The 15,438-nt window shown below is 39.3% G+C and carries 9 protein-coding genes; 3 read left to right on the top strand and 6 right to left on the bottom strand.

Translation table 11 applies throughout. From position 1 onward, the window contains the following. Positions 1-23 precede the first annotated feature (23 nt). Positions 24-2,051 (top strand): six-hairpin glycosidase-like protein, encoded by a 2,028-nt coding sequence (locus tag Q4597_RS00045; protein WP_303404289.1) that lies wholly within the window; start codon positions 24-26, stop codon positions 2,049-2,051. Positions 2,052-2,058: 7 nt separating this feature from the next. Next, positions 2,059-2,781 carry a phytanoyl-CoA dioxygenase family protein gene (locus tag Q4597_RS00040; protein WP_303404288.1) on the top strand — a complete coding sequence of 241 codons (723 nt, stop codon included), beginning with the start codon at positions 2,059-2,061 and terminating at the stop codon, positions 2,779-2,781. A 187-nt stretch (positions 2,782-2,968) separates the two neighbouring features. On the opposite strand, the gene Q4597_RS00035 is transcribed toward Q4597_RS00040, so the two are convergent. From Q4597_RS00035 to Q4597_RS00010, 6 genes are all read right to left on the bottom strand, one after another. Beyond that, a complete protein-coding gene (locus Q4597_RS00035) occupies positions 2,969-3,856 on the bottom strand; it encodes a glycoside hydrolase family 16 protein (protein ID WP_303404287.1) in 888 nt (295 codons plus the stop codon). Positions 3,857-3,939: 83 nt separating this feature from the next. Beyond that, entirely contained in the window at positions 3,940-4,722 is a 783-nt protein-coding gene (locus tag Q4597_RS00030) for a glycerophosphodiester phosphodiesterase family protein (RefSeq protein WP_303404286.1), read from the bottom strand. 91 nt (positions 4,723-4,813) lie between these two features. Continuing rightward, positions 4,814-6,418, bottom strand: coding sequence for a RagB/SusD family nutrient uptake outer membrane protein (locus Q4597_RS00025; protein ID WP_303404285.1), 1,605 nt, complete (start codon positions 6,416-6,418; stop codon positions 4,814-4,816). Positions 6,419-6,432: 14 nt separating this feature from the next. Beyond that, positions 6,433-9,507, bottom strand: a complete 3,075-nt coding sequence (locus Q4597_RS00020; RefSeq protein WP_303404284.1) for a TonB-dependent receptor — start codon at positions 9,505-9,507, stop codon at positions 6,433-6,435. A gap of 302 nt (positions 9,508-9,809) precedes the next feature. After that, a complete protein-coding gene (locus tag Q4597_RS00015) occupies positions 9,810-12,641 on the bottom strand; it encodes a triple tyrosine motif-containing protein (RefSeq protein WP_303404283.1) in 2,832 nt (943 codons plus the stop codon). Between the two features lie 428 nt (positions 12,642-13,069). Beyond that, the gene (locus tag Q4597_RS00010) at positions 13,070-14,050 is read right to left on the bottom strand and encodes a hypothetical protein (RefSeq protein WP_303404282.1); all 981 of its coding nucleotides are present in this window, start codon (positions 14,048-14,050) and stop codon (positions 13,070-13,072) included. Between the two features lie 273 nt (positions 14,051-14,323). Here Q4597_RS00010 and Q4597_RS00005 point away from each other — a divergent pair. Beyond that, on the top strand, positions 14,324-15,438 hold a 1,115-nt coding region (locus Q4597_RS00005; protein WP_303404281.1), incomplete at its 3' end, for a transposase.

Here is a 15,438-nt window from a genome sequence, read left to right as displayed (position 1 = left end):
TCAATATAGATAATATAGTTAGGATGAATAATAATTTAGTGACCTTGGTTTTTCTGCTCGTTGTTCAATTTCAGTTTGCTCAATTTTCTCAACATTGGACAATAGAAAATAAGAATGAGATTAAGTTAAATCTTTCCGAGGGAAAAAATATACCGTATGACGATAATATTGAAATGTCTGGTAAACGTGTATCGGCCATAGTTTCCTATAGTATAGATAAGGAAAAACAGTTGTCGGTTTCAAGGCAGGTATTTTTTCCTCAACTAAGGACATTTATTAAAACCAATGACCCGGATTGGAAGCATTACCGGGCTTATTTATCCCATACTTTTTCTGATGATATTTTACCTACATTAATATTGAAAGAAAAAATTTATACACCAGGCGCGGTCAGAAATGTTAGAATTAACGGAACACTGGTAATAGAGCATGAGCCCGAACAGGGAGTAGCTTTGGTTCGCACATTTTTTCCGTCAACGGACCAACGTCTATTCGTTGAACAATGGGAGCTTATTAATACTACTGATTCAACGGTACATTTTGTTGGGAGAAACACCCAAAACACTCGTTACTTAAGAGGGGTGAAGGGAGAATATGAAATAAATGGCACAAGCAATCTCACAGAGGATATCCGTATAGCTGGAGGGGAATCATATCTATTTTCAGTATATGTATCCGCAAGGATGAATGACGAACCAAAATTAACTATTCACAAGGATGAATATTATCAGCAGCGTATAATTTTTTTGAATAAAATGAAAAGCTCGTTGCAGCTTGTAACACCAGATTCAACTTTAAATACATTATTTGAATTTTCTAAAATTCGTGCTTCTGAGAGCATATTCGAATCAAAATTAGGCATGGTTCATTCTCCGGGAGGTGGGCGTTACTATGTTGGTTTTTGGGCTAACGATCAAGCAGAATACGTAAATCCTTTTTTTCCGTATCTAGGTTATGATTTGGGCAATCGGGCGGCAATGAATATGTACAACCTGTATACGAAGGAAATTAATCCGGAGTATCAAAATATAAGATATTCATTTGAAATGGAAGGTGATGCCCTTATCAGTACTTTGGACCGTGGTGATGCGGCAATGATAGCCTATGGTGCCGCACAGTTTGCCTTGGCATCGGGAGATAAAGAGGGTGCTCGAAAGCTGTGGCCTTTAATAGAATGGTGTTTGGAGTATAATAGGAGAAACCTAAATGAAAATGGCGTGGTAGTTTCGGAGTCCGATGAAATGGAAGGAAGGATTGAAACAGGTAATGCTAATTTATCTACATCTTGTTTATATTATGGAGCGTTAAATCTAGCCGTTGACCTCGGGCTTTCATTAGGAAAATCTAATAGTAAAATCCGTGAATATAAAAAGGCTGCGGTTAAATTAAGAAAGAACATTGAATCTTATTTTGGGGAAACTATTGATGGTCTGGAAACTTACAAATATTACAAAGAGCATGAAAACCTAAGACATTGGATTTGTCTTCCGTTGGTTGTGCAAATTTTTGACAGAAAAGAAGGAACTATAGAATCTCTTTTTGAAAAGTTATGGACGGATAATGGAGTTCATGTAGAGAAAAACGAAAAAAACTTAGAAATATCCAAAGTCTTTTGGGATAGAGGAACATTATACGCACTCAGAGGAACTTTTCTTGCTGGGGCTACTGATCAATCACTGAAAAAATTGAAAGAGTTTTCGGAAAAACGCTTATTAGGAGACAGAGTACCTTATGTAGTGGAGGCCTTTCCAGAGGGAAATATGGCGCACCTATCAGCGGAGAGCGGTTTGTATTGTCGTGTTTTTACTGAAGGTATGTTCGGTATTGTACCTATAGGTCTAAAGAGTTTTAGATTAACTCCTAGATTACCTAGTACATGGGATAAGATGGAACTAAATCATATAAAAGCTTTTAAGGCTGATTTCCATATTAAAGTTCTTAGAGAGGGGAAAAAGATTCGTGTTAGAGTAGTTGGAAATGACGGACATGTCTTTAAGAGTTCCTTAATACAGGAGGGTGATTCCTTAGAAGTATCCTTAAATAAAATTTAACCTTGCTATGTTGAAAAAGGATTTTGTAAATAATGGATTTACTTCTTTAGAAGAGCTGTTGCCTATTGACGAAGTTTTTGATATAAGAAAACTGTACGATAAGCTTTTAGAAAATAAGAAGCTTACTGCCGGTTTACGAAGTGATTTGTCAGGCCATACCGCACAGGGCGAGTCTATTGAGAAAATCACACAAATTATGCTTCCCAGCCGTATTGAACCGCAACTTTTGGAAAAACAAGCCTATAAAAGGGCCTTAGCATTAGCAAAGAGTTTGTTAGGCGACGATATGGCTTTGGATTTTGACATGCTTATAAATAAGGCACCCCTTACAAATACAGAAACACCTTGGCACCAAGATGCGGCGTACTGGATAGATTTACCGGACAAAAGATCTGTAAGTTGTTGGATTGCATTAGATGACGTATATGAAGAAAATGGGTGTATGTGGTTTGTTCCCAGATATGACAATCATTTATTCAAACATACTCATAGTAAAGAGGGTGGTGCGCTATCAATAGCTATAAGGCCTAAAAATGGTAAACCTGTACCCCTAAAAGCAGGGGGGTGCACATTTCATGATGGTTTTACCCTTCACTTTAGCAAAGGCAATAGCACCAAAGGCCCACGGCGAGCTTTAATTTTAAATTTTAGGCCTCAAGAAATGATACAGTTAGAACGTGAGCAAGGTGTAGATCATACAGGGGAAAGAAAGTTTAGAGAATCTAAATAATTAGAATTAGAAATAATATCATTATAGAAAAATAGTATTTACTAATTCCCCGTTCCCCATATATTCTCTTTAGCCTAAACCAGTAGACAGTGAAAATGGGATAGGGTTTAATAAATAATATAAGCAGAATCTTTTCGTGGAAAGTTTCGGGGGAGGCTTTTTATGGATTTACTTAACTCGTAACGTGCTATTTTTGGTATACCCTAGCATAGTCAACTATCATTTTCTGAGGAAAGATACTGTCATCAATGCCTTTTAATCCTCCCCAACTACCACCAATGGCCAAGTTCAATTTTAAATGGAAAGGCTGGTCAAAAGGCCATTCGGCATCGGTTTTGTGGAGGTTTTCAAACTGATGGTACGCAGTACCGTCCAACAGAAATATAATTTTTTCGGGAGTCCATTCAATGGAATACTCGTGGAAATCGTCATAAGGGTTTTCTATAAAAACAGATTTGCCTACTTCGGTTTTTTTGATGTGGTTGAAAGCTTCGGTGTGCACCGTACCAAAAATCGAATCGCTTTGATAGCCAACGTGCTCCATGATGTCTATTTCACCGCATTGGGGCCAACCTACCTCTTTCCAGTTTTTGCCCAGCATCCAAATGGCTGGCCATGTTCCTGTGCCCTTAGGTAATTTGGCCCTAACGCTCACTTTGCCGTATTTCCATTCGTTTAGGTCTTTGGTGGTTATACTGGCCGAGGTATATTTTCCATACTCCTCCTTTTTCATCCAGTTATCGTCCTCTTCGGAAATGAAGGCCTCGTTTTCTACCTTTTCCTTATGGGCCTCAATAATAAGAAAGCCGTCCTCAACACGAATGTTTTTTGGATTATCAACATAGTATTGTGCTTCGTTGTTCCTGATAAAACCTATTTCATAGGCCCAATTGGCAGGATTTGGCTCGCCATTCCCGTCAAATTCATCGGCCCATACCAATGTATAGCCTGTAGGCGATTCCTCTTCCGCCTCGGTATCGATGGTTTTCTTGTTGTTGTCATTACAGCTACCAAGGGTAATAAGGCCAATAAAAATAAGAGGTATTAGCTGTTTTGAAATTAGGGACTTTTGCATGGGTTTTAGTTATGTATACAAGATAAGAAACTTCGGGAAAAGGTAATGGTTGTAACTAGGTTGTTCAGGGAAGATATCGTTTTTTAGGGTCGTGCTGTTTTTTTAAGTAAGAGCTCGGGTTCATTTGTGGTGATAAAATCAAAATCGTTTTTCAAGAACCATTCCATGTCTTCCTCTTCATTTACGGTCCAAGCATTTAGGGCTATTTTGTTCTTTTTGGCACTTATGATCCATTCGGGATGGTTTTTAAACACGGATAAGTAATAATCGGCCCCATCGATGCCGTCACGCTTCAATATTTCTGGAGATTTGCTACCGTCTAGATACTGTGTATGTACTTCAGGATTCAGTTCTTCCAATCGCTTTAAAATATCATAGCTAAAGCTTATATACACCACCATATGTTGTGCGTTGAGCTCGTTTATCATATTATAGACTTTCTCAGCGATTATAAGCCCCCTTTCCTTATCTTTAGAAGGTTTGATTTCACACACAAGGTGGGTTTTTGTATTGTTTTCAAGGCCGGTCAAAATGTACTGCCTTAGGGTGGGCAATATCTCTCCGTTCTTCAATGGAAATTTGCTTAGGTCTTCATAAGAGCTTTCTTCAATTTCCAGGTTTGCGTAATCTGGGTCATGGGTAATTATCAAAGAATCGTTTGCTGTCATACGTACGTCAAATTCGGTACCTGCATATTGCATTCGGATGGCTTCCTTTAGGGAAGCTATGGAGTTTTCCGGTAAATTTTTAGCCTTCCATGCTCCTCTGTGGGCCACTACTTTGTTTTGTGAAAAATCTACGGTCTTTTTTGTGGTTGAACACGAACCCACTAGAATCATTGTCATTAATAGAACAACACATCTCATACTTTGCATTTTAAACATTAATATTTGGGCACAGGTCTTAAGACCTATGCCCAAATTACTCAACTCAATTAATAATTATTTGGGGGAACTTTTAATTATATCCGTCGTTTTGTGGGTAACCGGGGCCTAGTAAATCAAGGTCGATTTGTGCTATGGGAAAATTGATGTAGTAAGGCTTCCAGTTTGTGCGTGGGTCTTTTTCTCCCAAGTTAGCGGGAAAGTATTCACCATCACCTGCATAGTTCGTGATTTGCCTATTAATGACCTCTTGCCCCATTCTTTTTAAGGTAAACCATCTTTCTCCTTCAAAGGCAAGTTCACGGGCGCGTTCGTCCAATATGGTCTGCTCATTTACAGTGCTCAAAGGAGCTGCTCCAGCCCTTGTTCTTATTGCGTTTATATAGGGTAGGGGGTCTCCACTAGAGCGCATTATGGCCTCTGCCGCTATCAAGTAGGTTTCGGCCAACCTGTATACCATTATATTGCTTCTTTGAAGGTAGGAATTGGGGTTGTCGTCTTCTTCGGCAAACTTTATACAAGAGGGATGAAGTCTTTGGTAGTATGAAGTATAGGTGTCACTAGGATTGTTCAAATCTGTAATCGGCTTATAGATTTTTATTTCTTGGTTTATGCTATCTCCAGAGGTGTAATAATATTTTAGTCTAAAGTAAGTATCATCATCCCGGGTATCATTGGGGTCTTCAGCAAGAAGGTCCAGCAAATATTTGTTAGGAAGAATTCTTGAGAATCCTCTGCCTGATTGTGCTATATTGGCTTCTATTCCAGAAATCTGAAAATACTGGGTAACATAGTTGGCATTGATCATGGTATTGTCACCACCGCCCAATAAATCGTCTTGAGACTGTATTACGAATAAGGCCTCTGCGTGGTTTTTATCTCCGGAAAAGACTTCCTCTGTTGTAGACACGAGGCTATGGGGGCCTTCTTCTATAAGGGAAACGGCTTGGTATTTGGCTTCTTCCCAATTACCTTCCCACATGGCTACTTTAGCTTTTAAATGCTTTGCTGTACCCTTTGTTACGCGACCAAAGGTATCGTTCCATTCCAAATGCTCTACGGCGAAATCCAAATCGCTGTTCAGCAATGCAAAAATCTCTTCTTTTGATGACTTGTCATTGATAACGTCAAAAGCATTGTCTACTGTAACCGTATTGGTGGTGACGTAGATATTGTTGAACATGCGATATAGATAGAAATAAGAGTTTGACCTAAAAAACTTGGCCTCGGCCAAAACTTGGGTTCTTACCTCCTCATCAATATCTTCTAAGCCCTCGGCCGCATTAATAATCTCCGTGGCCTTATTGGCAATGTTGTAAAAGTGTTTCCAGAATAAAGAAGATACAAAGTTGGCACCTTGGTCTACAGGGGAAACACCTCTTTCATACCTTCCCATTAATCCGGTATAGCCAGTTCTACTAAAGGCAAGATCACTTCGTGAAGACATTAACACGCCGCCCATAAAATCTTCGGTACTGTTGTCATATCTATCCCTATTGAACTTATATAAGCTTACCACGCCAGATTTTAAACCATCTTCGGTAGTGTATATATAATCCGAATCAATCAAGGTACTTGGTTGCTCCTCTAAATAGTCATCACACGATACAGCTATTATGACTAAGCTTAGTAGGGCAAATATCTTCTTTAATTTTAGGTATAGTTTTTCGGTATTCATAATTTCTTATTTTTTTAAAATTTAACCCTTACACCAAAAGTGAAACTTCTTGCATCTGGATAGCCGGTGTCGGCATTAGAAAAGGTACTTCTAATATTTACTTCGGGACTATAGCCTATATAGTCAGTATCTGTAAAAAGGTTCGTTCCAGTAACATAAAATCTAATCTGCTCTAAACTTAGATCTGAGGTTATGGCATCGGGTAATGTGTAGCCTAAACTAACAGTCCTTAATCTCACGTAAGACGCATCTTTTACTGCCAAGGCATTTAAATAAAGAGGAGTACTATCAAAATCAGGTCTAGGAAACGATGTGGAAGGATTTTCGGGAGTATAATAATCTACTTTAACACCATTAAGCTTTCCAGAAAGCGTTCCGCCGTTATTAAAATCGGATAAAAAAGGATTCACTTTAGCTGTACCTTCAACCGCATAGAAATCTACGAACAGGTCAAAGCCTTTGTACGCTAAGGAAGTGGACAATGAACCGAACCAGTCGGGGTTAGGGCTTTTAAAGACCCGGTCTTCGGGGGTTATTTTTCCGTCCGGTATTCCGGTTTCGACGCCATTTTCATCTACGCCATTGGTATCTTTTATTTTGATGTCACCAGCTCTTAAATTTTCTTGTGGAAGCGCCGACTCAGGGTTAGCCTGTGGGGCGTTGGCAAAATCTTCACCTTCTTGCCAAATGCCGTTAAATTCATACTGGTAAATTACGCCAACCGGCTGGCCCACGTAGTACCCATAGGTGTCATCTTCAGTGATGGGGTTACCGTTGCCATCATTATAAAGTTCCAACAACTTGTTTTTGTTCTTTGACCAATTGGTTGAAACCGACCATTTAAAATTATCCGTATTGATAATATTGGCTGTTAGATTTAATTCTACACCGGTATTTTGTAGTTCTCCGGCATTAAAAAAGGTGTATTGGTAACCTGTGATGGAAGGTACTCCCCGTCTAAGTAACAGGTCGGTTGTTCGAGCATCGTAATAATCGACGTTACCTGTTAAGACTCTATTGAACAAAGAAAAATCAAGTCCCAAGTTCAGGGTCGTTATCCGTTCAAATTTCAAATCAGTGTTAGGGAGAATAACTGATGGCGAGTATCCTGAGAAGGATTCCCTGTCAAAAGTATAGTTTTGTCCATCCGCAGTAAATAAGGAGGTATAGGCACGGCCAAGATCATTAACCAAAGAACCGTAACTAGCCCTGAGTTTTAGCTCTTGAATGGCATTGACATCCCTTAAAAAGTTTTCGTTATGCAGTTTCCAAGCAGCGGAAGCGGCCGGGTTAAAGCTCCATTTATTGTCTTGCGAGTTTACCGAAGCTCCATCGGTCCTAGCTGTTGCAGTGAGCAGATACTTATTATTAAGGTTGTATCTGGCCCTGGCCATAAAGGAAGCCAGCCTTTGCTGGTTTTTGTCACGTTCTACTGTAACGTTCCCCACGGCGTTAGATATACCGTCATAGCCCAAACTTTCATTTGAAAAACCTTGCCCTTCGGTAAAGGTTCTACTGTATTTGTTTTCTTGGGAAGATTGAACCAGGGTTAGGTTAAGCTTGTTGTTCTCGTTAAAGGCCTTATTATAGGTCAATATGTTTTCTATTAAGTAAGACTCTGTCAAACGGTTGTCTATTCGGGCGATACCATTGACATCGTCGCCAGCGGAACTTAGTGAAGATTGGTATTGTCCTCTCTCCGAAGTTCTTCTGGTAAGGTTGGTCTTTAATTGATACTGTAGGTCTTTAGTGATTTGCCAAATGGGGGTGACGTTGATTACATAGTCGTTCCCTTTTTCATCATTGTCTTGTTCTCTTAGGTTCCAGATGGGGTTTACGGCAGATAATTCCTCACCGCTTGGAAACTGGGTGAGGTTGCCATCTTCGTCATAAGCTCTGCCCAGTGGGGAAGTAGTAATTACGTTCACGTTAGCGGCTCTTTCAGTATCATCGTTCAAAATGTTTAAGTCAAAATTCACTGAAAACTTGTTGCTAATTTTTTGATCGACGTTTAATCGTAACGTTTTTCTTGTATAACTTGAAGTTGGAATAATACCTTCTTCCTTAAAGTAATTTATACTACCAAAAACCTTTGTAAATTCTGAACCGCCACTAATGCTCACGGCATGACTGTTAACATAACCGTTCTTTACCAATTCATCCTCCCAATCAATGAATTCGTTATTGGCTATAGAGGCCAATTCTAGCTCGGAAAAAATATCCTCTTCATTGGGGTAGGAGCCATCAGCAATGTTAGATCGGGCAGCTTCCCTTCTTAATTGGGCAAACTCTTGTCCGTTGTAGACGTCAAAATTACGCTCTATTGTTTTTGAGCTTACAAAACCATGATAGTTTACGCTTACTTTTCCGGTTTTACCTCGCTTAGTAGTAATTAAAACAACACCATTGGCCCCTCTTGAGCCGTAAATGGCCTGTGCAGAAGCATCTTTTAAGAATTCAACGGACTCAATATCATCTGAGTCTATATCTTCAATTCCTCCGTCCCTAATGATGCCATCAACAACGTAAATGGCACTAATACTACCTTCAATGGAACCTTGTCCTCTAAAGATGATATCGGAAGTGCCACCTGGTCTTAGGGTTCCGCCTCCTACATTTACTTGAAGTCCGGCTATTCTACCTCTAAGCATTTCGTTCACATCAGAAGTAGGGGTCAATAGGGCTTTTTCAACATCGGTTACGGCAACTGCATTGACAACGTCACTTTTATTTTGCGTACCGTACCCAACTACAATAACTTCTTCCAGTTGGCTGGAATCTTCCTGTAATGTAATTGTTATAGAGCCTTTTGAAATGGGTACTTCCGTAGTAGCGTATCCAATGTAGGATGCAATCAGGGTAGTGGCTTCTTGGGGTGCGTTCAAAGAGAAATTACCGTCAAAATCGGTAGATGTGCCCTGGGTGGTTCCTTTGGCAACGATGGAAGCCCCCGCTAAGGGAATTCCATTTTGGTCAAGAACTGACCCAGTTATTTTTTGCTGGTCTTGCGAATAGAGGACTATAGCAGAAAATACATTAAGCCAAAGACACAGTAGCTTTTTTCTGGGATTAAATAGTTTGATAATCATAGAATGTTGGTTTTGTTCAAGATTAAGAGTTGAAATTTTAGCTAGTTATATATTTATGTAAACAAGAACATTGAGTTCTGCTGTTACCAATGTATAGAGATTTACCTTTTGAAAAGCGAAATACGGCACTACAAAAACATACATATAGAAACGAACTTGCATTGCACTAGGGGAGTCCCACTGTTTATGGTGTTCGTGGCGATTTATATGTTTGGGTAATTAAGAGAAAAATGAGTTTAAAAGAAAGGAATTTGGTAATTTGTAGGGGTAATGTAGAGGTGAAATTTTGTTTGTTTTAACTTTTAAATGGATAAAATATAGTCTGTAAGCTTCGTTTCTCTATTTAAATTGAGTTTTTTTCGCAGCCTAGAACGCCGTACTTCTACACTTTTAACGGAAATATTAAGAAGCGGTGCTATTTCCTTAGACGATAGGTTTAATCGTAAATAAGCACAGAATTTTAAGTCATTGGAAGATAAGTTAGGATGCAGTTCTTTTGCCCTTGTTAAAAAATCCCTATCCGTACTATTAAAGGCTTCCATAAAAATTTTCCGATCTTTTGAACTGTTCAGATTTTTATCTATTAGTTTTATTACCGGATGTGTCTTATTAAATAGATCGTTACTTTTTTTAAGTTCTTTTTTAACCCTTCTTAGTAATTCGTTTCTTTTTACTAAACTCATGGTGGAAATGGCCAGTTCTCTGTTCTTGCTTTCTATTTCTTGGTTAAGCTTTTCATTGGTCAGTCGTGTCGTTTCCTGTTCGCTTTTGATGTACTTCAACTGCAATTCTCGTTGACTTTCGAGCATATTTTTTTTATTCTGTCTACGATAGTAGGTCTTATATGACTTGTGGACTATTAAACCAAGGCCAAATATGAGCAAGGCGTATGCCAAGAGGGCTAAGTTGGAGAGGTAAAGTGGCCGGGCGATAGCAAAACTGTATTGTACCGTATTAAGTGAAGCATGGTTTCCTATTTTTGATTGGACCCTAAATTCATAATCTCCAAAAGGCAATTTTTCAAAGGTTACTGATGGTTTTGGACTCCATTCGCTCCACGAATCATCCAGTCCTTCTAATCTATATTGGTAGCTAACATTGGTGTACTTACCGTATTGAGGAACGCTATAATGAAAATCAAGTGTTGATTCCTTGTAAGAAAATTGGCCTTTTTTAAGTATAGAGACATACTTGGTCTCCTTTTCACTTTTCGTAACACCAACTTTGTCTAACATTAATTGATGGGGCTTGTTTGGAACCTTATCAAGGTCTATTAATAAGTACCCATTTGTTTTGCCTATTAGGTATTTGTTGTTGTCTATTTGGGAGATATTTTCAAAGCTAAGAGTCATTTTTCTCCAATTATTTCCAATGGGAATGGAATTGAAGTCTACCATATTGTTCAACGGACCTTTTTGGGTATAGCCAATATGGGTCTGTTTAAAACTCCATAGCCGTTCTCTTTGATCAAACACTAATTTTCCTGATAGGTATTCCCCATTTGAAATGAGTGGGCTTAAAATAGAGTCCTTTATAAATTTATTTGTGCGTGGCTGAAGTTTGAAAATTCCGTTTTGATTTGTGTAGAGCAAATCATTATTAACCTTTACTATTCCAGAAGCTTTGCTTTTTTCAACGTCAGGAAGCAAGGTGGCAGAATCAAAAGACAATAAGTCGTTGTTCAGTATTAAGCGATAGACTCCTTTAGTTTCGTGATTGACCCATATTTCATGTGTATCTAGAATTTCAACAAAACGCGATGAAATTTCGAATCCTTTAATTTTGTGATCTAGTTTCCATGAGCCTTTATCTTTTCCCAATATGGCCAATCCTGAATAATGACCAATGAGAAGTTTGTGGGGCCTATTGGGTATGGGCTTAAAGTTCCAGACGCCATCAATATGGGCAACCAATGATGCCGTATTCCCAGTAATGCTAAAGACACCATTATTGTGTCCGCATAGCAGCTGGTCGTTTTCGGAATAAAGAGACCAAACTTGGCCTTCTGTCCCTTTTATAAATTTCAGACTTTCATCAGAACCTAGATTTTTATAGAATAGCCCTTGATTGGTGCCGATATATAATTTTTCATTGTGGATGATGGAGGCGTAAGTCGTACCAAAAGTGCCATCTCGGTCATTGTACTCTCTTATGTAAGACTGCCTGTTGATACAATCTAGGCCATTATCCAAGGCTGCCCAGACATTGGCGTCGGCATCTTCAAACAAATTGAGTACGGTGTTGTTGCTTAAACCATTTTTTTGATTGATTACCCCTGTAATTTGTCCATCAGTGGACATTGAAATAATGCCTTTTGAGATGGTTCCCAGCATAAAGCTTTTGTCCTTTAACTGAATACCTCTAAATACACGGGCATTTTGAAGCAGGGTATCGGCGGGAATGCTCCATTTTTTAAGAGTGCGGTCTTCTATTTTGTACAGCCCTTTGGTACGTGTTAATACTACTAGTCCCTTATTTACGGAGAACATGTTAAGTAGAAATTTTACGTTGAGGTTTTCCGGTATGGTCGCAATCAATTTTTCTGTTCCGTTTTCAAGATTGAAAATTCTTCCGTCGTATTTCTGAAGGTAAATTTTCTGACCAACCTTGAATATTCTGTAGTTGTTTTCTTTGTCCGTAGAAAAGTTTAGTTGCTTTGAATCGGTATCGTAGAAATAAAGGCGGTCATATGACTGAAAAATTACGTATCTATCAAGTCCCTCAATTTTCCATATGATTTCGTCTTCAAAGAGCTTTTCTTTTATAGACTCGGAGATAGAGTGGTAGATCATTGCCCCTTTATTGTTTTTGGTCCAGTAACCGAACTCCATATAACTGCCCGAATAAACTTTATCCTTATAGGAAGATAATGAGCGAATTGCAGTATTGTTAAATGAGGGATATAGAGTCCACCTAGAGCCGTCATACTCTAACAATCCTTCATTGTTGGCCACGTAAATATAACCCTGAAGATTCTGGGTTACGTCCCAATTCTGGTTTTCCCCTCCGTATTCCGAAGCTGAAAATTTAACGATTGGTGGGGTTTCTTGAGCGTGCAAAAACTGTAGCCCAAAAAGCAGTGCTATGGCAAGTTTATAGAGGCGAAAAAAACCAAGGTTATTGGAGGTATGCATGTTTCTTGATGGTATAACCTATAAACAGTTCAGGCAAATTTACGAATATGTAATTTGCAGACATTCTTTACTATAGGCTAATATAGTTCTTTTATAAGGGGGCAATCTTTTAGGGTATACAGAATTTTGAAAGTCTAAATAAAGGATACGTTTTTAAAATATAGAAACTGATGTCTTACTATCGTTTTCTGTAAACCTTCAAACCGCACAAATAACCAAATGCCCTGTCTGCAAATCGTAGAAGGGTAATCTCCTAGCTGGATATATTAGGAGCTAGTATCAATATTCACTAAGCGCTTCTAGCAAGCATCCAAAATTAGAATTCCGTTTCTGTTCGGACATAAAAAAAGCCCCGTAAAGAGGCTTATATGAATCTGTTTTTTTGTCTTGTCAATGGTTCATGCAACGGTTAATAGTGTTGTAGCCAGTTATTTTTCAAATAATTTCACTAATTCAGACCTACTGATTTTTTTTAATTTCAATTTGATAGGTTGCTTCTTTTCTGTCGATAATTTCTCTGCGAAAAGTTGTTCGCCTTTAATACCCACTACAACAATAGAAGTCTTTGGAACAATTGGAATTCTTTTTAAAGTTATATGGTCCTTATTGTTAGGTACAAAGCTTGCAAAAGAATTATAATCCTCATAAACAAAATAAATTATAATACCATCTATCTCTTTTGGATTGTTAATTTCAAAATCCATTTTAGACGGGTTTTCCACATATCTGTCTATGTTTAACCAGCCTAAGTTGTTTATAGAAACGGAATTGCCCACCGATTCTTTAATTCTATCGTACGCTCCGTATTTTGCCTGATATATACTATCTTGTTTACGCCACAGTTCCTGATAATGTGGTAAAGAATCCATTGTGATTTCACGAGGCATATCTATACCGTATTCTTGATTATAATACATAACAGTGAAGAAACTTTTAGTTTCAGACCATGAGATTTGTCCAATAGAGTCAATTTTGGCAGTAAACATTTTGTCTTGTCCAGAAAACTCTAGAGGAAATCGTATGCTAATGTTATTGTTGTCTTTTAGGTTAATTTTTTGTCCATTCTTTTTGAATTCCAAAAATACAACACCTAAAGATTCAAGCAACTCACTGTCGTTTGTCAAAGTTCGGATATTACTTTTTATTAAATCTGAAAGCTCGTAGTACTCTCTTAATTCCAAAGTGATTTTGTCGGTCGAATCAACATTAAAGTAATCCCGATTGTAATAAATTATAGTCCCTTTTTTTCCAACTACCTCCTTCCATCCAATAGTGTCTAGGTCGAAGAATTGACTTTTGAGTCCATCATTATTTTGGAATGGGTTAAATTTTTTATTTACAGTATCTTTTTCTTTAACACAATTGGTTAAAAGAAGTAGTCCAAATACTAAAATTCCCAGTTTCTTCATAATTGTTTACAACGTCTAGGCTATGGCAAGAAGGGCGGAGGACACGCACCGAACATTTCCCAAAGCCCGTAGCCGTAGCTTTTGTATTTTGTTTTTATCTTTGTTTCTCCAAAAGCCAAATCAAAAGATTTGGCGGACTTAGTAAACACGACCAAGTTATTAAATTTAGCACTTTATGCCCTATTTGCTATAGGTATTGTGCCTGTTGCACAAGTTAACGAAAAAACCACATAGGGAGAACATGATCTTAACGTTGTGCGGTTAACTTTAGGTATGCAGGGAAAAAAGGAGTATCAAGAAAAGCTGTTCGCCCATTTCCAGTTGAGCGAACGTATTCCGAGGAACAATTTCTACAGGCGGTTAAAGGAGGTTTTGGAACTCCGGTCCCTTTACGGTCTTACCGAAGGCTATTACGGTAACAGCGGCCAAAAGAGCATAGATCCTGTGGTCTTCTTTAAGCTTTGCCTTGTGGGCTACCTGGAGAACATCATCAGCGACCGCAAGCTCATGGCCCATTGTTCCCTGCGGTTGGACATCCTTTATTTCATAGGTTACGATATAGACGAGGAGCTTCCCTGGCACAGTACGATAAGCCGTACGCGCCAGCTCTTCCCGGAAAGTGTATTCGAGGAAGTCTTCACCAAGGTTTTACGAATGTGCGTGGAGAAGGGCATGGTGAGCGGCCATACCCAGGCCATAGATTCCGCACCTGTTAAGGCCAATGCGAGTATGGACACCTTGGAGCTGAAAGTTCCGGAGGAGGAACTGGACGAACACCTGCGAAAGGTACGTGTCCTGAGCGCAATGGACAAAGGGGAGCCGCACCGCAAGAGCAAGGGCGACAGGTCGGACAAAGCTCAGCGCAGTGTCAGTGCGGGCAAGAACGAACTGGCGGCGATAAAGGGCAGGAACAAAAAATGGGCGAAGGACCAGGACCAGCGTCCGGGGGCGAAGAACAAGGGGTCCAAGTATACGAGCAACAAAACACATTACAGCCCCACGGACCCCGATGCGAGGATCAGCGTAAAACCTGGCAAGGCCAGAAAGCTGAACTACCTGAGCCAATTGAGCGTCGATACGGCGAACCATGTGATCACCGATATCAGGGCGTACCATGCGGACGGGAAGGACAACCAACAGTTGCCCGACATCGTAAAACGCCTGCAAAGAAGATTGTGGCAACAGGGACTGGTCTGGGAGAACTGCGTAGCGGACACCGGGTATAGCAGTGGCGAGAACTATGCCTTTTTGGAGAAAACAAGTTTAAAGAGCTTCATTCCGCCCCATGGCACGTACAAGGGCGGTCCCGATGGGTTCCGATATATAGGGAAAGAAGACCATTATATCTGTCCACGGGGCAAGGTCATCCCGTTCACCAAGGTGTTCGA

The organism is Zobellia sp. 1_MG-2023 (assembly GCF_030549125.1).
GTDB lineage: Bacteria > Bacteroidota > Bacteroidia > Flavobacteriales > Flavobacteriaceae > Zobellia > Zobellia russellii.
This window is presented reverse-complemented; position numbering and strand designations above follow the sequence as displayed.

Bases quoted from the DNA above. Each gene is read 5' to 3' on its own strand.
- Q4597_RS00045 (WP_303404289.1), top strand. From the start codon at position 24: ATGAATAATAATTTAGTGACCTTGGTTTTTCTGCTCGTTGTTCAATTT.
- Q4597_RS00040 (WP_303404288.1), top strand. From the start codon at position 2,059: ATGTTGAAAAAGGATTTTGTAAATAATGGATTTACTTCTTTAGAAGAG.
- Q4597_RS00035 (WP_303404287.1), bottom strand. From the start codon at position 3,856: ATGCAAAAGTCCCTAATTTCAAAACAGCTAATACCTCTTATTTTTATT.
- Q4597_RS00030 (WP_303404286.1), bottom strand. From the start codon at position 4,722: ATGAGATGTGTTGTTCTATTAATGACAATGATTCTAGTGGGTTCGTGT.
- Q4597_RS00025 (WP_303404285.1), bottom strand. From the start codon at position 6,418: ATGAATACCGAAAAACTATACCTAAAATTAAAGAAGATATTTGCCCTA.
- Q4597_RS00020 (WP_303404284.1), bottom strand. From the start codon at position 9,507: ATGATTATCAAACTATTTAATCCCAGAAAAAAGCTACTGTGTCTTTGG.
- Q4597_RS00015 (WP_303404283.1), bottom strand. From the start codon at position 12,641: ATGCATACCTCCAATAACCTTGGTTTTTTTCGCCTCTATAAACTTGCC.
- Q4597_RS00010 (WP_303404282.1), bottom strand. From the start codon at position 14,050: ATGAAGAAACTGGGAATTTTAGTATTTGGACTACTTCTTTTAACCAAT.